General features: G+C 59.4%; 17 protein-coding genes and 1 other annotated feature. Of the genes, 9 read left to right on the top strand and 8 right to left on the bottom strand.

From position 1 onward, the window contains the following. Nucleotides 1-291 precede the first annotated feature (291 nt). The 3 genes from JZY08_RS04460 to JZY08_RS04450 form a co-directional block, all read right to left on the bottom strand. A complete protein-coding gene (locus JZY08_RS04460) occupies nucleotides 292-801 on the bottom strand; it encodes a MarR family winged helix-turn-helix transcriptional regulator (protein ID WP_026363448.1) in 510 nt (169 codons plus the stop codon). A gap of 234 nt (nucleotides 802-1,035) precedes the next feature. Beyond that, nucleotides 1,036-1,473 carry a DUF6163 family protein gene (locus JZY08_RS04455; protein ID WP_003496683.1) on the bottom strand — a complete coding sequence of 146 codons (438 nt, stop codon included), beginning with the start codon at nucleotides 1,471-1,473 and terminating at the stop codon, nucleotides 1,036-1,038. A 134-nt stretch (nucleotides 1,474-1,607) separates the two neighbouring features. After that, nucleotides 1,608-2,651 carry a serine hydrolase gene (locus JZY08_RS04450; RefSeq protein WP_216331123.1) on the bottom strand — a complete coding sequence of 348 codons (1,044 nt, stop codon included), beginning with the start codon at nucleotides 2,649-2,651 and terminating at the stop codon, nucleotides 1,608-1,610. A 171-nt stretch (nucleotides 2,652-2,822) separates the two neighbouring features. Here JZY08_RS04450 and hemB point away from each other — a divergent pair, with 171 nt between their 5' ends. The 5 genes from hemB to JZY08_RS04425 all read left to right on the top strand — a co-directional run bounded on the left by hemB (nucleotide 2,823) and on the right by JZY08_RS04425 (nucleotide 6,039). Continuing rightward, complete coding sequence (gene hemB / locus JZY08_RS04445; protein ID WP_137037429.1) at nucleotides 2,823-3,836, top strand: porphobilinogen synthase; 1,014 nt, start codon at nucleotides 2,823-2,825, stop codon at nucleotides 3,834-3,836. Nucleotides 3,837-3,946: 110 nt separating this feature from the next. Next, nucleotides 3,947-4,405 (top strand): RDD family protein, encoded by a 459-nt coding sequence (locus tag JZY08_RS04440; protein ID WP_082184101.1) that lies wholly within the window; start codon nucleotides 3,947-3,949, stop codon nucleotides 4,403-4,405. Between the two features lie 178 nt (nucleotides 4,406-4,583). Continuing rightward, complete coding sequence (locus JZY08_RS04435; RefSeq protein ID WP_216331122.1) at nucleotides 4,584-5,357, top strand: arginyltransferase; 774 nt, start codon at nucleotides 4,584-4,586, stop codon at nucleotides 5,355-5,357. 74 nt (nucleotides 5,358-5,431) lie between these two features. Then, the gene (locus tag JZY08_RS04430) at nucleotides 5,432-5,653 is read left to right on the top strand and encodes an AbrB/MazE/SpoVT family DNA-binding domain-containing protein (RefSeq protein WP_216331121.1); all 222 of its coding nucleotides are present in this window, start codon (nucleotides 5,432-5,434) and stop codon (nucleotides 5,651-5,653) included. After that, a complete protein-coding gene (locus JZY08_RS04425; RefSeq protein ID WP_216331120.1) occupies nucleotides 5,650-6,039 on the top strand; it encodes a type II toxin-antitoxin system death-on-curing family toxin in 390 nt (129 codons plus the stop codon). The genes JZY08_RS04430 and JZY08_RS04425 overlap by 4 nt, the downstream gene beginning before the upstream one ends. Nucleotides 6,040-6,105: 66 nt before the next feature. On the opposite strand, the gene parC is transcribed toward JZY08_RS04425, so the two are convergent. Further along, nucleotides 6,106-8,358 (bottom strand): DNA topoisomerase IV subunit A, encoded by a 2,253-nt coding sequence (parC, locus tag JZY08_RS04420; RefSeq protein ID WP_216331119.1) that lies wholly within the window; start codon nucleotides 8,356-8,358, stop codon nucleotides 6,106-6,108. A gap of 230 nt (nucleotides 8,359-8,588) precedes the next feature. Between parC and JZY08_RS04415 the strand changes: the two genes are divergently transcribed. Further along, a complete protein-coding gene (locus tag JZY08_RS04415) occupies nucleotides 8,589-9,779 on the top strand; it encodes a hypothetical protein (protein WP_082184096.1) in 1,191 nt (396 codons plus the stop codon). Nucleotides 9,780-9,823: 44 nt separating this feature from the next. On the opposite strand, the gene JZY08_RS04410 is transcribed toward JZY08_RS04415, so the two are convergent. From JZY08_RS04410 to aspS, 4 genes are all read right to left on the bottom strand, one after another. After that, complete coding sequence (locus JZY08_RS04410) at nucleotides 9,824-11,305, bottom strand: SulP family inorganic anion transporter (protein ID WP_082184095.1); 1,482 nt, start codon at nucleotides 11,303-11,305, stop codon at nucleotides 9,824-9,826. 74 nt (nucleotides 11,306-11,379) lie between these two features. Further along, nucleotides 11,380-11,435: a sequence feature (sul1 is cis-regulatory element that is thought to sense ions involved in sulfur or methionine metabolism; They are found in Alphaproteobacteria), on the bottom strand. 77 nt (nucleotides 11,436-11,512) lie between these two features. After that, nucleotides 11,513-13,618, bottom strand: a complete 2,106-nt coding sequence (locus tag JZY08_RS04405; RefSeq protein ID WP_216331118.1) for a methyl-accepting chemotaxis protein — start codon at nucleotides 13,616-13,618, stop codon at nucleotides 11,513-11,515. Nucleotides 13,619-13,721: 103 nt separating this feature from the next. After that, nucleotides 13,722-14,198 carry an aromatic acid exporter family protein gene (locus JZY08_RS04400; RefSeq protein ID WP_003496707.1) on the bottom strand — a complete coding sequence of 159 codons (477 nt, stop codon included), beginning with the start codon at nucleotides 14,196-14,198 and terminating at the stop codon, nucleotides 13,722-13,724. Nucleotide 14,199: 1 nt separating this feature from the next. Beyond that, nucleotides 14,200-15,987, bottom strand: coding sequence for an aspartate--tRNA ligase (gene aspS / locus JZY08_RS04395; protein ID WP_078054068.1), 1,788 nt, complete (start codon nucleotides 15,985-15,987; stop codon nucleotides 14,200-14,202). A 179-nt stretch (nucleotides 15,988-16,166) separates the two neighbouring features. Here aspS and JZY08_RS04390 point away from each other — a divergent pair, with 179 nt between their 5' ends. From JZY08_RS04390 to JZY08_RS04380, 3 genes are all read left to right on the top strand, one after another. Then, nucleotides 16,167-17,438 carry an MFS transporter gene (locus JZY08_RS04390; RefSeq protein WP_216331116.1) on the top strand — a complete coding sequence of 424 codons (1,272 nt, stop codon included), beginning with the start codon at nucleotides 16,167-16,169 and terminating at the stop codon, nucleotides 17,436-17,438. Nucleotides 17,439-17,520: 82 nt separating this feature from the next. Next, nucleotides 17,521-18,681 carry a ribonuclease D gene (rnd, locus tag JZY08_RS04385; RefSeq protein WP_142169888.1) on the top strand — a complete coding sequence of 387 codons (1,161 nt, stop codon included), beginning with the start codon at nucleotides 17,521-17,523 and terminating at the stop codon, nucleotides 18,679-18,681. Between the two features lie 79 nt (nucleotides 18,682-18,760). Beyond that, nucleotides 18,761-19,369 (top strand): hypothetical protein, encoded by a 609-nt coding sequence (locus tag JZY08_RS04380; RefSeq protein WP_216331114.1) that lies wholly within the window; start codon nucleotides 18,761-18,763, stop codon nucleotides 19,367-19,369. The last annotated feature ends 99 nt before the right edge of the window (nucleotides 19,370-19,468 follow it).

The raw sequence follows: 19,468 nt of genomic DNA, 5'->3' as shown, positions 1-19,468 counted from the left end.
CGGTAATGCTCAACACCCATGATCCGGGCGCTATTGTCTGGCAGAACAGTCGGGACTTGCCACGACAGCAGGAGAAACCGCCGGCTCCTTCACCTTTGCGGGTCCCATATCAATATGGCCAATTCGTGTCACGAGCCTTTTCTCACGAAGCTTTGTATCCCCTGCAAAAAGGGGCGAAGGCCTGGTTTGTGAGCCGGGGTTGACACGCTGAAACGGGGAACGTTCCGAGGCGAATCCGCAAGCCGGAGGCAAAGTCATGCCCCCGGCTTAAACAGTGAAACCGTCGCGGTATTAAAGACGATAGGCGATCGAGTCGTTCCAGAAACGGTCCAGACGCTGCAGCAGCTTGTTCATTTCGGAGAACTCACCGGTGCCGATGCCGCCGACCTTTTCGATCGAGCCGACGTGGCGTTCGTAGAGACGCGCAACGGTTTCGGCGATTTCCTGGCCCTTTTCGGTCAGGCTGATGCGGACCGAGCGCCGGTCGACACGCGAACGCTGGTGGTTGATGAGACCGAGGTCGACCAGCTTCTTGACGTTGTAGGAAACGTTGGAGCCGAGGTAATAACCGCGTGAACGAAGCTCGCCGGCCGTCAGTTCGGAATTGCCGATATTGAACAGCAGGAGTGCCTGAACGGCGTTGACGTCATCGCGACCCTGACGGTCGAACTCGTCCTTGATGACATCGAGAAGGCGGCGGTGGAGACGTTCCACCAGATGCAGCGACTCCATGTAGAGCGAACGGATGGTATCTTCATGTGCATCGGCAACAACGGCCTGGGGCTTAACTTTGCTATTGATCATGACTGCCTCACTGTTTTGTTTGGCGGTGTGTTTGTTTGTCTCCCGCCTTGAGTGAGAACCTAATCAATGCGCATAAAATTCTACTTAAAAGCTACGATTAACAAATGGTTACCTGCATTTTTCCAAAGGGGCCGAACTTGTGGCGAAGCGGGAATGGTTCCCAGCAAATCATTATAAATCAATGGCTTAGCGATAAAATCAGGCCCGAAATCGGGCCGAATTGCTTTATTCTTATGGTAAATCAATTCTTGCGCGCTCTTCATTTTGGCGCTGATCCAGCCAGAAAGCGACCAGAAATAGTATATAAATGGTTGCCACCAGGCCGTGCATGACGGGTACGAGCGTGTTGGCGCCGAAGATGTGCGGCCACACCTTGTACATGGCGATCTGAGCGCCCGCCCCCATGACCCACATGACAGCCCCCCAGGAAGCGCCGAGCCAGAGACCGAGCGCCGCGACCGGGAAAATCACCGCAAGCGCGCTGCCCGCCACCCGCCAGGGCAGGTTCAGCATATCGAACCGTCCATGCCCTCCCAGCGAATATCCCGTCAGCATCGCCCAATATTGCAAGCCGAACCAGAAACAGGAAACCGCGACCAGCCTCATGAAGACCAGAAAGAGGATTTCCGTAAGCGGACGCTTCGGCAGAGGTTGAGAATCAGGTTCCATGGCCGGAAGATACGGTCTCGACGGGCGGGCGACCAGCCCATATTGAATTCGGTGGTTCGTCTTGTCAAAGCAGCAAGGCCCATTTGCGACAGGTGTGGAACCGCTGGACCTTTAACGGGCCGCGCCTTCTTTCTCTAGAAGGTCAGGGCAATGCGCACCAGCAGGCGATAGGCAAGACTGCGCGGCACCATTTGGTTGACAGTCCCGGCGATGTAGAGATCGCGGTCCGGCACATAAAACAGCATAGTCCCGAAGACGCCGGAATGCCCGATCATGGCGGGTACCCGAAAGAAAGGCGACTGCCAGCGCGGAATGCTGAACCGCATGACACCGATGCCATAGGAAAGAGGCACGAACGGCGAGAAGATCGAGCGCCATTGTGCCGTCATCCCCATGAGGCTGGTTTGGGGAAACAGCTCACCCCCGATGAAAGCGCGCAGAAACCGGATCTGGTCCCGCATGGTCGAGACGATGGCGCCTTCGGCGGCAAACGAAGCCAGGGCTTTGGGAGTATGCAGAGGCGTGTTTCGATACATAACAGCTGTGACATCGCTATAGCGATCAAGCGTCGCAGGCGTGAAGAGCCAGGTATCCTTCAGCGCCAACGGCTGAAAGATACGGTTGCGGAGCGCATTTTCATAAGAACAACCGTCCAGAATTTCGACGATTCGACCGAGCAGCATGTAGTTGGTGTCGCTGTAGAACGCCTTTCCCGGCGTGGAGGGCGCAAAGCGAGCCTTCATGGAGCGGGAAATGGACAGGAGTTCCTCGAAGTTCCAACCCCTGTCTGCCTTGAGCAGATCGGCGAGGACCGTTTCTCCATCCGGCCGCCTCTGCTCGAAATAGTCCGGAATGCCGGAGGTATGGGCCAGAAGTTCACCGATCGTGACCTGCGATCCGAAATCATGTCCACCCTGAATATTGAGACCAGCCATCATCTCGCATCCGAGCAGATCCGAGGCGCGGGCACCTAGTATGAGCTTGTGCTCCTCGCACAGCTGGACGATCAAAGCTGCCGTGAACAACTTGGTAATGCTGGCGATGAAATAAGGCCGCTGCTCGTCGCCGAGCCGCCAGGAAAATCCGGTGGACCGTTGCTCGATTGCCAGGGAAAGTCCCGCGACACCGGGCGGAAGGGCATATCCAGCCGCGATCCGCTCAAGCTTCGTCGTTTGCATCTATCACTCCTACTGGCCTGTTCCGCCAGGTTTGCACAATCGACCGTGTCAACTCCCGGTAACGCCGCATTATTCCCCAACACCATTGCAGAAAAATTGTCGCATTCGCATCGTGCGCCCTCCGTGTTATGGAGCTTTCCAGAATGGGCGGGATACGAAGGATATTTTTATATGCAGGACAAAACGCATCTGGTCGACGAGATCACCGGCCATCGTCGCATGCGCCGCAACCGCAAGGCGGACTGGACGCGGCGTCTGGTTCAGGAAAGCCGCCTGACCGTCGATGATCTCATCTGGCCGGTCTTCATCGTGCCTGGAAGCAATATCCTCGACCCCATTCCGGCGATGCCCGGCGTCAGCCGGATGAGCGTCGACAGGCTGGTCGAAGCGGCGAAGGAAGCCGCCGATCTCGGCATTCCGGCAATCGCGACCTTCCCGAATATCGAGATGGACCTGCGTGACGAAACCGGTTCGAACGCGCTAGAGGCCAACAACCTCATCAATCAAGCGACCATCGCGGTCAAAAAAGCCGTTCCGAATATCGGCATGATCACCGACGTCGCGCTTGATCCCTTCACCAGCCATGGGCATGACGGCATTCTGCGCGGCGACGAGATCGTCAATGACGAGACCGTGGAACAGGTCGTGCGGGCGGCAATCCTTCAGGCCGAAGCCGGTTCGGACATTATTTCTCCCTCGGAGATGATGGATGGCCGCATCGGCGCCATCCGTCGCGGTCTCGATGCGGCCGGGCATCAGAATGTCGGCATCATGGCCTACGCCACGAAATTCGCCTCCGGTTATTACGGCCCCTATCGCGAGGCCATTTCCACGGCCGGCCTGCTGAAGGGCGACAAGAACAGCTACTATATCAGCCCGGCAAACGGCATGGAGGCGATCCGCGACGCCGCGCTCGACGTTGAGGAAGGCGCTGACATGCTGATGGTCAAACCCGGCCTGCCCTATCTCGACATCTGCTGGCGGCTGAAGGAGAATTTCGGCCTGCCGACCTTCGCCTATCAGGTGTCCGGCGAATATACCCAGATCAAGGCCGCGGCCATGCATGGCTGGATCGACGGGGAGCGCGTGATGATGGAAACGCTTCTCTGTTTCAAGCGTGCGGGCTGCGATGGCATCCTGACCTATTTCGCCATCGAGGCCGCACGCAAACTCGCAAAGGGCTGACAGGCTACACGAAAGCTGGCGCTTATTGTATTCGGTCGTTTGCTTCCCATATTGTCTGCTGACACGGCATATGTGCCGAGCTGTCAGAACCTCTCAGGAGAAAACGACCGATGAACCTCGACCAGAACCCCACCTATATCGCACCGGATGACTGGCGCGCCTATAGCGGCGTCCTGAGCCGGCGCGTCTTCGCGTTCCTGATCGATTATGCGATCGTTCTCCTGCTGTGCATTCCGGCGGCCGTGATTGTCTTCTTTCTCGGCGTGATCACGCTGGGTCTCGGCTTCTTCCTCTATCCGGCGCTGTTCGTCATCGTTGCGGTGCTTTATTTCGGCATGACGCTCGGCGGCCCGTCGCAGGCGACCCCCGGCATGCGGGCGATGGGCATCGCTATGGCGCGCATGGACGGACGGCGAATCGATTTTCTTCTTTCGACCGTTCACATCGTGCTTTTCTGGGTCATCAACTCGGTTCTGACCCCGTTGATTCTGCTTGCGGGCCTGTTTACCGAGCGCTCGCGCCTCGTTCATGACTTCCTGCTTGGCACCGTTATCGTCAGAACGCGCTGATATTGCCGAAAGCCACGTAAACGTGGCTTTCATATCAGGCAAATGCCGTATCTCGCAGTTGACGTTTTCCGGCATTTTGCCATTCTGTGACATTATGCTTGTCGCTTGAAGCGCCGCCGCCAGCCCCGTGAAATCGCGGCGCGCTTTCATAACAGACGCAGGAGGCGATCACGGTTCGATGAACACGCAGGCGACGCCCTCTCCCCAATTCTATCTTACGGCACCAGCCACCTGCCCCTACCTGCCGAACCAAATGGAGCGGAAGGTCTTTACGCATCTGGTCGGCCCGCGTGCGTCGGAAATGAACGACCTTCTGACCCAGGGCGGTTTCAGGCGTTCACAGAACATCGCCTATCGCCCGGCTTGCGAAAACTGCCGCGCCTGCGTTTCCGTGCGCATCCTGACCGAACAGTTTCAGCCGACAAAATCGATGCGGCGCGTTCTCTCCATCAACAGGGATGTCGTCGCCACCGTCCACGCGGCCGAACCCTCCACCGAGCAGTTCTCGCTGTTTCGCCGCTATCTCGACCACCGGCACCAGTCAGGCGGCATGTCCGACATGTCAGCGCTGGATTATGCGATCATGGTCGAGGATACGCATGTGAACACCCGCATCATCGAATACCGCGTGCGCGAACCGGGCTCCGGCATCGATTCCAGCAAGCGCGGCGAACTTCTGGCCGTGGCGCTAAGCGACGTGATGAGCGACGGGCTGTCGATGGTCTATTCCTTCTTCAACCCCGATCTCGAAAAACGCTCGCTGGGCACCTTCATGATCATGGACCACATCACCCGCACCCGCGCGCTCGGCCTGCCGCACGTCTATCTCGGCTACTGGGTCGATGGTTCGGAAAAGATGGGATACAAGACGCGCTATCATCCGCAGGAGCATCTGACACCGCGCGGGTGGGAGGTTTACACGCCATCCGGCGAGGCAGGCGATAAAGTCTGACGATGCGTCCAAACCTGCCCGTTGAATGACAAAACCTCATGTGTTATAACATCGTTATAACAGGAGTTAGCGTCATGAATGTCACAATCCGCAAGATCGGTAATTCCGAAGGTATTATCATTCCTAAGGAAGTCTTGGATCGCATGGGCCTCAAGACGGGCGACACACTTGCCATCGAAGAAAAAAACGGCGGCTTTGAGCTGCGTGTTGCTGACGCGGATTTCGCACGGCAGCTCGATCACGCACGTGTCTTTATGGACAAATACAAAGTTGCCTTGAAGAAACTCGCCGAATGACGGACTTCATCTTTCTTCGAAGCGACATCGTCAAGCAATTACATGTCATGCAAATAGAGCGTTTTGGCGGCGTTCATGGCCTGCGTGATGAAGGTATACTCGAATCCGCTCTGCACCGACCGATAAACAAAGCGGGTTATGGTGCAGACGATCCGTGTGAACTTGCTGCAGCTTATCTCTTTGGACTCGCACGCAATCACGCCTTTATCGATGGCAACAAGCGGATCGCCATCGTTGCCGCCGGTGTTTTTCTGATGGAAAACGGCTACATGATCGAGACCGACGAAGCTACTCTCTATACTTTCGTTCTGAACGTCGCCGCCGGTGAAATAGACGAGGAAGGCGCATGTCTTTTCCTCAAAGACCACGCGGTCCCACTTGCCTAAACGGAAACGCCGCATATCATTTCGATACGCGGCGCTTTTTCGATATCCCATAAACGTCGGGCTGCGTTACCCGCCAAACTTCCCGCTACGCGGAAAACCCTTCGGCACAGTACGGCCGACGGTGGCGCGGTCGGCCAGCCATTCGCGCAATTCTTCGCCAACCTTGGTAAAGAGACGCCCGGCCGTGTCGGACCAGCTCAAGCCATCCGCGAGCGCGAAGCATTTCACGTCCACGACACCGCCATCCTTGTAGCGCTGCAGGCGCACGCCCTTACCGCGCGACATTTCCGGCACCTGCGACAGCGGGAAGGCGAGCAGCTTGCGGTTTTCGCCGACGACGGCGACATGGTCGCCCGTGACCTGCACGGCGAGCTTGGCCTCGTCGGGCATGGAGACATTCATGATCTGCTTGCCCTTGCGGGTATTGGCGACCATCTCGCTTTCGGCCACGATGAAGCCGTTGCCTGCGGTCGAGACGAGCAGAAGTTTACGCGACGGATCGTGGACGAAGGCCGTCAGGATGTCCTGATCGTTCTCCATGTCGACCATGATACGGATCGGCTCGCCATGGCCGCGACCGCCGGGCAGCTTGTCGGCGCCGAGCGTATAGGCCTTGCCGCCCGTCGTCAGCAGCAACAGCTTGTCGGTGGTCTGCGCCGGGAAGGCAAGTTTCGGGCCGTCGCCTTCCTTGAAGGTGAGCGACGACGTATCGGACATGTGTCCCTTCAGCGCCCTGATCCAGCCCTTCTGCGAAATGACGATGGTGACCGGTTCCTTTTCGATCATCGCCTGCTGGATGGCCTCGATATCGGCATCTGGCGCATCCGCAAACTGCGTGCGGCGACGGCCGATCTCGGTTGCCTTGGCATATTTCTTTTTGACCTCGCCGATTTCCCAGGCGACCGTCTGCCACTGCTTTTCATCGGAGGCGAGCAGCCCCTCGATTTCGGCCTTCTCGTTGCTGAGTTCGTCGAATTCCTTGCGGATTTCGAATTCTTCCAGCTTGCGCAGATTGCGCAGCCGCATGTTGAGGATGGCTTCGGCCTGATTGTCGGTGAGAGACCATTTCGCCATCATCACCTGTTTCGGCTCGTCCTCCTCGCGGATGATACGGATCACCTCGTCGAGATTGAGGTAAGCGACGAGCAGGCCGCCGAGAATCTCGAGCCTGCGGTCGATGGCCGCAAGACGATGGCGGGAACGGCGGACCAGCACGTCCTTGCGGTGCGCCAGCCATTCGCTCAGCACCTCGTTCAGCGCCATCACCTTCGGCACCTTGCCAAGCGACAGCACGTTCATGTTGAGCGGCAGGCGGCTTTCGAGGTCGGACAGGCGGAACAGGGATTCCATCAGGAGCGTCGCATCGACGGTGCGGCTCTTTGGCACCAGCACGATGCGCACGTCTTCGGCGGATTCGTCTCTGACATCCTCGAGCAGCGGCAGCTTGCGGGCAAGCAGCAGTTCGGCGATCTTTTCGATCAGGCGCGACTTCTGCACCTGGAAAGGGATTTCGGTGATGACGATCTGATAACCGCCGCGTCCGAGATCTTCCGTTTCCCATTTGGCACGCACGCGAAAACCGCCGCGACCCGTCTTATAGGCATCGAGAATATTCTCGCGGCTTTCGACAATCACACCGCCGGTCGGCAGGTCAGGGCCGGGAATGAATTCCACGAGCTTTTCCACCGATGCATCCGGATGCTTGATGAGATAAAGCGCCGCGTCGCAAAGTTCGTGCGCATTGTGCGGCGGGATCGATGTCGCCATGCCCACGGCGATGCCGGAGGCCCCGTTGGCAAGCAGATTGGGGAAGGCGCCCGGCAGAACGACGGGTTCTTCGTCTTCCTCGTTATAGGTGGCGCGGAAATCCACCGCGTCCTCGCCAATGCCCTCCAGCAGCAGCGCCGCCACATCGGTCATGCGCGCTTCGGTGTAACGATAGGCAGCGGCGCCGTCGCCATCGATGTTGCCGAAATTGCCCTGCCCGTCCACGATCGGATAACGCTGCGAGAAATCCTGCGCGAGACGCACCAGCGCATCGTAGACCGACTGGTCGCCATGCGGGTGGAATTTACCGATCACGTCGCCGACGATACGGGCGCATTTCTTGAAGGCCGAGTTGGGGCGGATGCCCATCTCGCTCATGGCGTGGATGATGCGGCGGTGAACCGGCTTCAGGCCGTCGCGCACATCCGGCAGCGCACGATGCATGATCGTGGACAGGGCGTAAGCGAGGTAGCGCTCTTCAAGCGCCGCCTTCAAATCGACCGGATGAATGTTATCGTCTCCGCCTGACGGAGGTACAAGATTTTTTCCCATGGTGCTTGACTAGCCGAAATGCCGATTCCCGGCAAGAAATTCAGGGGTCTGCCCTGTGGATGAAACCACCTCTTTCATGAGGTTTTTTATTAACCGCGTTGTAAATGCCGCAATGCCGCCGTCATACGAATCGATCTAAATCCTGTAGACCTTTGAATAATCGCGAATATAAATGTCACCATCCATATCTAGAACACGGTGCGCATCTGCACATTGAGGGAAGAAACATCATGAGACTGAAATCCACCCGGCAAGTTCTTTTCGCAAGTGCCGCGCTTCTTGTGCTTTCGGCGCCGGCTTTCGCGCTTGATGGCGGCGATGTGCTGAAGAAGATCAATGCCGCCTACGCCGCACAGGGTGGCGAAATCACAGCCGGCTCGGTCGCCGTCAACGGCTCCACCGTGACGCTGAACGGCGTGACCTTCAACTCGGTCGCCGATCCGGCCAAAAAAATCCCGGTCGGCAACATCACGCTTGAGGACGTCCAGGAAAACAACGGCGGCTACACCATCAAGAACGCGCGTTTCGACAATATCGATTACAAGCAGGAAAACGTGGAGATCAAGGCCAGCGACATCTACATGTCCGGTCTCACCATTCCTGCTGACGCCACGACCGGCACGGTCGATGCGCTGATGTTCTATGATGAGGCGCATAGCGGTCCGATTTCCGTTTCTGTCGATGGCAAGCAGGCTTTCTCGCTTGAGGAAAGCACCGCCACCATGTCCGTCAGCGACGACAAGGCATCGATCGGCTTCGAACTCGACGCATCCGGCTTCAAGGCGGATCTCAGCGAAGTCACCGATCCCGGCACGAAAGACGCCATCGAGAAACTCGAACTCAAGGCGCTTTCCGGCGACATGACCATGAGCGGCAGCTGGCAAGTGGCTTCCGGCACCGTCGATGTCGAGGAATATGCCATCGACCTCGACAATATCGGCCGTCTCAACATGTCGTTCGGCTTCTCCGGCTACACGCTCGACTTCATCAAGTCGATGCAGGAAACGGTGAAGGCGCAGGCCGCCAATCCGAACAAGGAACAGGCGGATCAGGCTGCAAGCCTTGCCATGCTTGGCCTGATGCAGCAGCTTTCCTTCGTCAATGCCGAAATCAGTTTCGAGGACGCCAGCATCACCAAGCGCGCCATCGACTACGCCGCAAGCCAGCAGGGCATGACGGGCGAGCAACTTTCCCAGACCATCAAGGGCATGGCGCCCATCATGATGGCCTCGCTCAATGTTCCGGACCTGCAGAACATGGTGTCGGCCGCGATCAACACCTATATCGACAATCCGAAGAACTTCACCATTACGGCAGAGCCGGAAAAGCCGGTTCCGTTCCCGATGATCATGGGCGCCGCGATGGGCGCGCCGAACACCCTGCCGAAAATGCTCGGCGTCACGGTGACGGCAAACGAATAGCATAATAAAAAGCCCCGGTTTCCGCCGGGGCTTTTCACTTCTGGTCAGTGGAGCGGGGCTGCCGCGCCATCCTGCTTGTCGTGCAGGGCGAAACGGTCGATCATATGGGCGCTCGCCTCGTTGACGCCGATCACCTCGACCCTCTTGCCGGATTTGCGGAATTTCAGGACCACCTTGTCCAGCGCACCAACTGCCGAAATATCCCAGAGATGGGCTTGGCTGACATCGATCGTCACGGCCTCCACCTCTTCGGCGAAATCGAAAGCGGCAATGAAGCTTTCGGTCGAAGCGAAGAATATCTGGCCATCGACACGGTAGATGCGTTGCCGGCCATCCGCCGCAAGTTCAGGGCGGACGTGGAAAAGCCTGGAAACCTTGCCCGCAAAAAACACGCCGGACAGAAGCACGCCTGCCAGCACGCCCCGTGCAAGATCATGGGTCGCCAGCACCGTGCCGACCGTTACCAGCATGACGATGCTGGAGGACGGCGGATTGCGGCGCAGATCGAGGATCGAGCGCCACGAGAAGGTACCGATGGAAACCATGATCATGACTGCCACCAGAGCAGCCATCGGAATGATGCGGACAAGGTCGTCCAGCACCAGAATGAGGAACAGCAGGAAAGCACCCGCCACGAAGGTGGAGAGCCGGCCCCTGCCGCCGGAGCGGACATTGATGACGGACTGGCCGATCATGGCGCAGCCGCCCATGCCGCCGATGAGCGCAGACGCGATGTTGCCTGTCCCCTGCCCGATGCATTCCCGGCTCTTGTTGCTGCCCGTATCCGTCATGTCGTCGACGATCTGTGCCGTCAGCAGCGATTCCAGGAGACCGACAGCGGCAAGTGCTGCGGAATAGGGAAAGATGATCTGAAGCGTTTCGAAGGTCAGCGGCACCTGCGGCAGGGCAAAGACCGGTAATGTGGAAGGCAACTCGCCGAGATCGCCGACAGTGCGGATGTCCATGCCGGAAAACACCGCCACGCAGGTCAGGACGACGATGGCGACCAGCGGCGACGGGATGATTTTCGTAACCAGCGGAAAGAGATAGATGATCGCAAGTCCTGCCGCGATCATGACATAGGTTTCGACCGGCACGCCGATAAGCTCGGGCAATTGCGCCATGAAGATCAGGATCGCCAGCGCGTTGACGAAACCGGTCATGACCGAGCGCGAGACGAAGCGCATCACCCGGCCGAGCCTGGCAAAGCCCGCCGCGATCTGCAGCACGCCCATGAGGATGGTGGCCGCAAAGAGATATTGCAGGCCGTGTTCCTTGACGAGCGTGACCATCAGCACGGCGGTGGCGGCAGTTGCCGCGGAAATCATGCCGGGACGGCCGCCGGTGAAGGCGGAAACGCAGGCGATGGCGAAGGATGCGAACAACCCCACCTTGGGATCGACGCCGGCAATGACGGAAAAGCCGATCGCTTCGGGAATGAGGGCGAGTGCCACGACGATGCCGGAAAGGACATCACCGCGAATATTGGAAAACCACTCACGTCTGTAAGTCTGAAATCTGTTCATTTTATTTTTTCGCAAAGTATGACGCACCGGCCGGAGACATCTCCGGTAGATTAGAAAAGAATGTCGGTGCTTTGCGTTGTCTGGCGGATCGGCGGCCAGAAGAGCCACCCGGGATTTCACCGGGTCCGTGGTGAGTAGCCCACCTATAGACGGCAAAAAAGCGGGCTGCAAGTTGCGCGCCCGCTTTCGATGTCTGGAAATGAAGGGTCAGGCCGCTTCGCGCTGGCGATGATCCCACATATCCGCTTCGCTCAGCCGGAACTGGTGGACCAGTTGCTTGAGACGCGCCGTCTCACCGGCCAGCATGGCGCTGGCGGCATTGTTCTCCTCGACCATGGCGGCGTTCTGCTGGGTGCCCTGATCCAGATGGTTGACGGCGGTATTGATTTCGGAAAGCCCGAGCGACTGCTCCTTCGTGGCAGCGGCGATCACTTCGATATGATCGTTGATCGTCTTCACCGAACCACCGATGCGCGACAGGGCGGCACCGGTTTCGCGCACGAACCGCGCGCCATCCTTCACCTCCATGCTGGAGTTGCGGATGAGCACCTTGATCTCGGCGGCGGCCTTTGCGGAGCGCTGCGCCAGTTCGCGCACCTCCTGCGCAACGACGGCGAAACCACGTCCCGCCTCCCCCGCACGCGCGGCTTCAACACCGGCATTCAGAGCAAGAAGGTTGGTCTGGAAGGCAATCTCGTCAATGACGCTGATGATGCTACCGATCTTGCCGGAGGATTGCTCGATCTTTTCCATGGCCATGATCGTGTCGACGACGAGATCGGCCGTGCGGCTGGCATCCTCATCGGCCGAATGGGCGACCGAGCGCGCCTCCACCGCACGATCCGCCGAAATGCGGATGTTTGCCGTCAGCTGATCAAGGGCGGCGGCGGTCTCTTCGAGCGAGGCGGCCTGCTGTTCCGTGCGGCGGGCAAGATCGGCAGCGCTCTGGCTGATTTCCTGGCTACCGCCGTCAATCGCGACGCTCGACTGCACGACGCCGGACATGGCGGCATCGAGCTGGCGGATCGTCCGGTTGAGATCGTGTCGCAGCGCCTCGAAATCCGGCGCGAAGGGCTCGTTCAGTTCGAAGGATAGATCGCCTTCGGCCAGGCGATGCAGCGCCGCCGCAAGTCCGGTCGTCGCGTGCATCAACCGCGCCTGTGCTTGTGCCTCCGCCTCGCGCTGGAACCGGGCCTTTTCATCCTCGGCGCGTTGACGGGCCACGAGCGCCTGGCGCTCCAGCTCGATCTTGGCGATGGCCGCCTGCCGGAAAATCTCCAGCGCCTGCGCCATGGCGCCAAACTCATCCCTGCGACGAAGGCCGGGAACCGCGAACTCGGTTTCGCCTTCGGCCAGACGACGCATAGCGCCAGTGATCGCGGTCGCCGGACGGGTTATCGACCGGCCGATGAAGTAGACCCCGGCAAAAAGGCTCACGACGGCGAACGCGATAAGGATGACGACGATCGAGACGGTCGTTTCCGCCGCGGTCTGGTTTTCCAGCGCGCTGGCTTCCCGCTCCTGCCGATAGGCCGTGGAAATATCCGCGACGACGGGCAGCAGCGCATTATAGGCGGAAGCGACCGTTTCCCGCGCCTTCTGTTCCTCCAGCACGGCCTGCGCATAAAAACGGAAGGAGGCGGTGTAAATCTCCAGTGCATCCATGATGCGCTGGCGCTCCACGCCCGGCCGGTATTCCAGCTTCACCAGCGCCTTGAAGGTTTCAACCTCGGCTGCATGTTTGCCCGTATAGGCTTCATCGCGCCGCAGGATGAAATCCTTCTCGTGCCGGCGCATCATCAGCATGCTGGCGCGGATTTCGGCATTGGCGACGACATCGATGAGTTTTTCGATGGAATGCACGCCATTGCGCATCGCGCCCTCAAGGCCCTCGGTGGGGGTGAGGCCCAGTTCCGCATTCTTGGCGACCAGCGCCTTCATGCGGTCGGAATAGGCAGCAGCACCCTGCGCGAGCGCTTCGAGCCGCGTCCGGGTCTGCGGTGTGGCCTCGTCTGCGAGATGGTTCAAAGACTGCCGGACCTGATCCGTCGTCTGGTCAAACCGCGCAACGGATTTCATATCGCGGGTCAGCAGAAAATCTCTCTGATGAAGACGGCTTTCATGCAAACCGTCCTCCAGCGCCGCCAGCACCCCGTCCCGCTCGATCAGCGTCTCTTCGGCGACACGATAACGCGCCTCCATCTGTCTTTGCCAGAGCAGCATGCCCGCGATGACGGCGATCCCGCACAGCGCAGCCAGTGCGAGCATGGATACGCGATGCGCAATTCTAAACGTCGAGATCAGCGAAAACATTCAACCCTCGTTTGCAGATTTCACGATGGGATGAATGATTGAGAAGGTTTAAGAACTCATCTACCGGATTTGTCAGTTTAATTAAGGTTTTATGACAAGACCGCTAGAGCTTCAGCCGCTCGCGAAAGAAGACGAGCGCTACGGCCACACCGGTCGCCACACCCACGATCACATCGACAAAACGGACAAAACCGGCAGCCTGCGGCCCCATCAAAAGCACCAGCATGGCCGAGGCGCCAGCCTGTATCGGCACGACCGGCGGCAGGCCGAACATGGAGGCGAGGATCATGGCGATGAAGGTCGCCGAGGCCAGCCGGATTTCAGCAACATCATGCGGGACGAGGAGCGCAATCTCCCCGACGAGAATGCCGATGGTGACACCAACCATCAGGCCAAGGCCCTGGCGAACATGGCTTGGAATTCCCGGAGCAAGGCAGATAAGCGCGCTGATTGCGGCAAAGACGGGTTGCGGATGGCCCAGCCACCGATGCGCGACCCAGAACGCAAAAGCGGCCGCAAGTGCGGCCGCCAATGCACGGGTGAAGGCTGCACGAACCCGGTCGAGCAGCGTCTTCACCATATCAGTCCTTCTTGGACGGAACGACGCGCAGCGCCAGCTCACGAAGCTGGGTCGGCGTTGCCGGCGACGGCGCGTTCATCAGGAGGTCCTGTGCCTGCTGGTTCATCGGGAACAGCGTGATTTCGCGCAGGTTCTTCGCGCCAACCAGCAGCATGACGACACGGTCGATGCCGAAAGCGCAACCGCCATGCGGAGGCGCGCCGTACTGGAAGGCACGGTAGAGACCGCCGAAGCGCTCTTCCACATCGCTCTGCGACAGGCCCACCTTTTCGAAGGCCTTGACCATCAGTTCAGGCGACTGGTTACGGATCGAGCCGGAGGCGATTTCGAAGCCGTTGCAGACCGCGTCATACTGGAACGCCTTGATGGAGAGCGGATCCTGCCCTTCCAGCGCTTCCAGACCGCCCTGCGGCATGGAGAAGGGGTTGTGGGCGAAGTCGATCTTCTTTTCTTCCTCGTTATATTCGAAGAAGGGGAAATCGACGATCCAGCACATTTCGAAACGGTCGCGATCGATCAGGTTCAGCTCGTCGGCGGCACGGGTGCGCGCCTCACCTGCGAACTTGTAGAACTTGGCGGGATCGCCGGCGACGAAGAAGCAGGCATCGCCTGCCTCAAGGCCGAGCTGCTGGCGCAGCGCCTCGGTGCGTTCTTCGCCGATATTCTTGGCGAGCGGACCGGAACCGCCGACCTTGCCGTCCTCTTCCTTCCAGAAGATGTAGCCGAGGCCGGGCTGGCCCTGAGACTGCGCCCATGCATTCATGCGGTCGCAGAAAGCGCGCGAACCACCGGTCTTGGCCGGGATGGCCCAGACCTGAACCTTGGGGTTGGAAGCGATCATGTTGGCGAAGACCTTGAAGCCCGAACCGTCGAAATGTTCGGTCACGGCTTCCATGACGATCGGGTTGCGCAGATCCGGCTTGTCGGAGCCATATTTGCGGATCGCCTCGTCATAGGGAATGCGCGGCCACTCTTTGGTAACCGGCTTGCCTTCGGCGAATTTCTCGAACACGGCCGTCATCATCGGCTCCATCGTGGTCCAGACATCTTCCTGGGTCACGAAGCTCATTTCGACGTCGAGCTGGTAGAACTCGCCCGGCAGGCGGTCAGCGCGCGGGTCTTCATCGCGGAAGCACGGCGCGATCTGGAAATAACGGTCGAAACCGGCCACCATCAGAAGCTGCTTATACTGCTGCGGCGCCTGCGGCAGCGCGAAGAACTTGCCTTCATGGATGCGCGAGGGCACGAGGAAGTCGCGCGCGCCTTCCGGCGAGGAAGCGGTGAGGATCGGCGTCGTATATTCGGCGAAACCGGCATCGGCCATGCCGGTGCGCATGGCGGAGATGATCTGCGTGCGCTTGACGATGTTCTTGTGCAGCGTTTCGCGGCGAAGATCGAGAAAGCGGTATTTCAGGCGAACGTCTTCAGGATAGTCAGGCTCGCCGAAGACCGGCAGCGGCAGTTCCTTGGCAACGCCGAGAACCTCGATTTCCTGCGCATAAAGCTCGATCTCGCCGGTCGCCATGCCCTTGTTGACGGTGTCTTCCGAGCGCGCCTTGACGAGGCCGTCGATGCGGATGACCCATTCGCCGCGAACCGTCTCGGCAACCTTGAAGGCCGGGCTGTCAGGATCGGCAACGACCTGGGTGATGCCGTAATGGTCGCGAAGGTCGATGAAGAGAACGCCGCCATGATCTCGCACGCGATGAACCCAACCGGAAAGGCGAACGGTTTCGCCGACGTCGGACTTGCGGAGAGCGGCACAGGTGTGGCTGCGGTAACGATGCATTTTTTTATCCTGGAACGTGTCGTGGGCCAGATGGGCGGCACTGTCGAAATTTGCCGGAAAAGCGCATGGCCAGCCTGATTTGTCAAGGCAAAGCACAACAATGTCGCCTTCTGGCTGTCCTTTCCCCCTCCTTGGCTTTAGATAGTCCTAATCAGCCCGCCAAACCGAGTCGGCCCGCAATGAGCCAGATCAGACCTCTTATCCCGCTTCTCGTCACCGCCGGCATTCTGATCGGCGGTAACGGCCTGCAGGGAACCTATATAGCCTTGCGTGGCCTCTCCGAAGGATTTTCGGCCAGCACCATCGGCCTCATCAGCGCCGCCTACAGCATCGGATTTGCGCTTGGCTGCATTTCGGTGACGCGGCTTCTGCGCAAGATCGGCCATATCCGCACCTTCGCCACCATGGCGGCCGTCGCGTCGGCCGCGTCGATCGCCATGCCGCTGGTCATTCATCCGCTGTTCTGGATGCTGATGCGTTTCGTCATCGGCATTGCTGTCGCCTGTCTTTTCGCGGCGATAGAAAGCTGGATCAACGCGCAGGTGACGAATTCCAACCGGGCGCGCACGCTCTCCATCTATCGCTTCGTCGATCTCGGCTCCGTGACGCTCGCACAATATATCATTCCCGTCGCCGGCATCGACGGACCGGTGGTATTTTCGCTGATCGCCATGGCGCTCACGCTGTCGCTGGTGCCGATCTCGCTTGCCGACAAATCCAACCCCGCGCCGCCGAAACAGATACCCTTCAATCTTTTCGCGGTCTGGCGCATCTCGCCGCTTGCCGTGGTCGGCTGCGTGGCCGTCGGCCTCAGCATGGCGGCATTTCGCAATATCGGCCCGATCTATGCCGAACAGATCGGGCTTTCCGTCACCGCCATCGCCACCTTCATGAGCGCCGGCATCATCGGCGGCGTGGTGCTGCAATATCCGCTCGGCGTCTATTCCGACCGCTACGACCGGCGCATCATCATTCTCGCCACCACGGCCGGGTCGGTGATCGTCGGCCTGTTTCTCGCCTTCTTTGCCGGCACGGATGAGTGGAGCAACATCATCGGTGTCTTCATCTTCGGCGCCTTCGCCCTGCCGCTCTATTCGTTGAGTTCCGCTCATGGCAACGACCATGCCAAGGAGGGCGAACATGCGATGGTTTCCGCCGGGCTGCTGTTCTTCTGGTCGGTGGGCGCAACCGTCGGGCCGTTGCTTGCCTCCGTGCTGATCGACCAGTTCGGTCCGAAAGCGCTGTTCAGCTATACGGCCGCGATCCAGATCGTTTTCATCGCCTACACCATATACCGGCTGCGGGTGCGCGAGGGCGTTCCCGTGGAGGAGAGGAACTGGCGGTTCCGTTCGCTTTTGCGCACATCCGCCTATTTCCAGAAGCTCGCCGCGCCCCCGCCGCCCAAAAAGGACGGGCAGGAGCCAAATCCGCCCGAGAAAAACGATCCTTAAGCCTTCAAAAGCGGGCTTTGTATTGACATGCGCCCGGCAAAGGGAAAGTAAGACGGATAATTTTCACGAGTGGCCATTTGCAATGATTGAAACGACTGCCGCCCTCGCCGAAGCCTGCACGGAACTGGCGAAATCGGAATTCATCACCATCGACACCGAATTTCTGCGGGAAACGACCTTCTGGCCGGAACTCTGCCTCGTGCAGATGGCGAGCCCGACGCTCGAGGTGCTGGTCGATCCGCTCGCCAAGGGTCTCGACCTGACCCCGCTTTTCGAGCTGATGGCCAATCCTGCTGTCGTGAAGGTTTTCCACGCCGCCCGCCAGGATATCGAAATCATCTATCATCTCGGCGGGCTTATTCCGCATCCGATCTTCGACACCCAGGTCGCCGCCATGGTCTGCGGTTTCGGCGATTCGATCTCCTACGACCAGCTGGTGCAGAAGATCAAGAATGTGCAGATCGACAAATCCTCGCGTTTCACCGACTGGAGCCGCCGCCCGTTGACCGACAAGCAGCTGGATTACGCGCTGGCTGACGTGACCCATCTGCGCGATGTCTATCTGGCGCTGAAGGCGCAGCTGGAGCGCGAAGGCCGCTCGCTGTGGCTGACCGAAGAGATGGACATTCTCGAATCGCGCGATACCTACGACATGCATCCCGACGATGCGTGGCTGCGGCTGAAATCGCGTCTGCGCAAGCCGACGGAACTTGCGATCCTCAAATTCGTCGCCGCCTGGCGCGAGCGTGAGGCGCGATCGCGCAACGTGCCGCGTTCACGCGTGCTGAAGGACGATGCGATCTTCGAAATCGCCCAGCAGCAGCCGAAGGATGCCGAGGCCCTGTCGCGGCTTCGCACCATCCCGAAGGGCTGGGAGCGTTCCGCTTCCGGCACGGCCATTATCGAAACCGTGAACGCGGCGCTGGCGCTTCCCAAGGAGGAGATGCCGAAGGCGCCGCGTCACAGCCATGCGCCGGAAGGCTCGGGTGCTGCCGTGGAACTGCTGAAGGTCCTCCTGAAGCTGACCGCCGACAAGCATGGCGTCGCCGCCAAGGTCATCGCCAATAGCGAGGATCTGGACAAGATCGCCTCGGAGGGCGAAAAGGCGAGCGTGGCCGCATTGACCGGCTGGCGGCGGGAACTCTTCGGTGACGTGGCGCTGAAACTCATCAACGGCGAAGTGGCGCTGCGTTTTGCCGGCAAGAAGGTCGAGGCGGTTGAGGTGGCAGCGAGCGAGCCGTAATCGCCCGCACGCCGGACCGTAATTTCGCCCGCATCGCATTCCATCTCTGTGCCGATCGTTGCGCTTTGAGGGTATTGCCATGAAACCTGCCAGCACGCTTCTGGTGGCCGCCTCCGTGGCGGTCGCAGGCATCCTCCCTGCCCCCGCAAGCACCCACGCCGCTGATGGCAAGGTCGATCTTCAGGGAGAATGGACGACCGACTGCCTGAAAATCGGCAAGAATGACCGGCACGGAATCGTTACGCGCATCACGATACGTGGCGAAAGCATGCATGCCGTCTCGCAGATCTATGCCCGCAACAGCTGCCAGCAGCCCACGGTGCAGGTGCGTTACGAAGGCGCGCTGGATGGCGGGCTGAAAGACCATGACAGCCTGCTGTTTGCCCATACCGTCACCTCGATCACCATGACGCCGAACGACCCCGCTGTCGTCGAACATTATAATGGCGACCCGAAAGGCACCGGCTGTGGCCTGAGCGGCTGGAAAGAGAATATTCCTTTCGATGTCGACGGCAAAACCTGCGCTGCAATCACTTTCGCCGGCAGAGGAGAAACCCTGTTCGACCGGGCATGGATAGAGGGCAACCGGCTGCGCTTTGCCGCCTTTCCGGTCAAATGGTCGAACCGCTCACCGGACGACCGACCGCAATCCCCGCTTGAAACAGTCTACTACAGAACATCCTATTAGACGTAGCGCGGTATCAGCACCCTTTTTGCGGCAACAGGGCAACAACCTTTCCAATCCTTCATGTGACCTTACCGAAAGGTCACTTTTTGCAGCGCATTT

Source organism: Rhizobium sp. X9 (assembly GCF_018873185.1).
GTDB lineage: Bacteria > Pseudomonadota > Alphaproteobacteria > Rhizobiales > Rhizobiaceae > Agrobacterium > Agrobacterium oryzihabitans.
Note: the sequence above shows the minus strand (reverse complement) of the source record. Positions and strands in the feature narration are given on the sequence as shown.

What these genes read in the sequence shown, in the direction of transcription:
- JZY08_RS04455 (WP_003496683.1), bottom strand. Translation starts at nt 1,473, where the DNA reads ATGGAACCTGATTCTCAACCTCTGCCGAAGCGTCCGCTTACGGAAATC.
- rnd (WP_142169888.1), top strand. Translation starts at nt 17,521, where the DNA reads ATGATTGAAACGACTGCCGCCCTCGCCGAAGCCTGCACGGAACTGGCG.
- JZY08_RS04410 (WP_082184095.1), bottom strand. Translation starts at nt 11,305, where the DNA reads ATGAACAGATTTCAGACTTACAGACGTGAGTGGTTTTCCAATATTCGC.
- aspS (WP_078054068.1), bottom strand. Translation starts at nt 15,987, where the DNA reads ATGCATCGTTACCGCAGCCACACCTGTGCCGCTCTCCGCAAGTCCGAC.
- JZY08_RS04425 (WP_216331120.1), top strand. Translation starts at nt 5,650, where the DNA reads ATGACGGACTTCATCTTTCTTCGAAGCGACATCGTCAAGCAATTACAT.
- JZY08_RS04430 (WP_216331121.1), top strand. Translation starts at nt 5,432, where the DNA reads ATGAATGTCACAATCCGCAAGATCGGTAATTCCGAAGGTATTATCATT.
- JZY08_RS04415 (WP_082184096.1), top strand. Translation starts at nt 8,589, where the DNA reads ATGAGACTGAAATCCACCCGGCAAGTTCTTTTCGCAAGTGCCGCGCTT.
- JZY08_RS04380 (WP_216331114.1), top strand. Translation starts at nt 18,761, where the DNA reads ATGAAACCTGCCAGCACGCTTCTGGTGGCCGCCTCCGTGGCGGTCGCA.
- JZY08_RS04450 (WP_216331123.1), bottom strand. Translation starts at nt 2,651, where the DNA reads ATGCAAACGACGAAGCTTGAGCGGATCGCGGCTGGATATGCCCTTCCG.
- hemB (WP_137037429.1), top strand. Translation starts at nt 2,823, where the DNA reads ATGCAGGACAAAACGCATCTGGTCGACGAGATCACCGGCCATCGTCGC.
- JZY08_RS04390 (WP_216331116.1), top strand. Translation starts at nt 16,167, where the DNA reads ATGAGCCAGATCAGACCTCTTATCCCGCTTCTCGTCACCGCCGGCATT.
- JZY08_RS04440 (WP_082184101.1), top strand. Translation starts at nt 3,947, where the DNA reads ATGAACCTCGACCAGAACCCCACCTATATCGCACCGGATGACTGGCGC.
- JZY08_RS04435 (WP_216331122.1), top strand. Translation starts at nt 4,584, where the DNA reads ATGAACACGCAGGCGACGCCCTCTCCCCAATTCTATCTTACGGCACCA.
- JZY08_RS04400 (WP_003496707.1), bottom strand. Translation starts at nt 14,198, where the DNA reads ATGGTGAAGACGCTGCTCGACCGGGTTCGTGCAGCCTTCACCCGTGCA.
- parC (WP_216331119.1), bottom strand. Translation starts at nt 8,358, where the DNA reads ATGGGAAAAAATCTTGTACCTCCGTCAGGCGGAGACGATAACATTCAT.
- JZY08_RS04405 (WP_216331118.1), bottom strand. Translation starts at nt 13,618, where the DNA reads ATGTTTTCGCTGATCTCGACGTTTAGAATTGCGCATCGCGTATCCATG.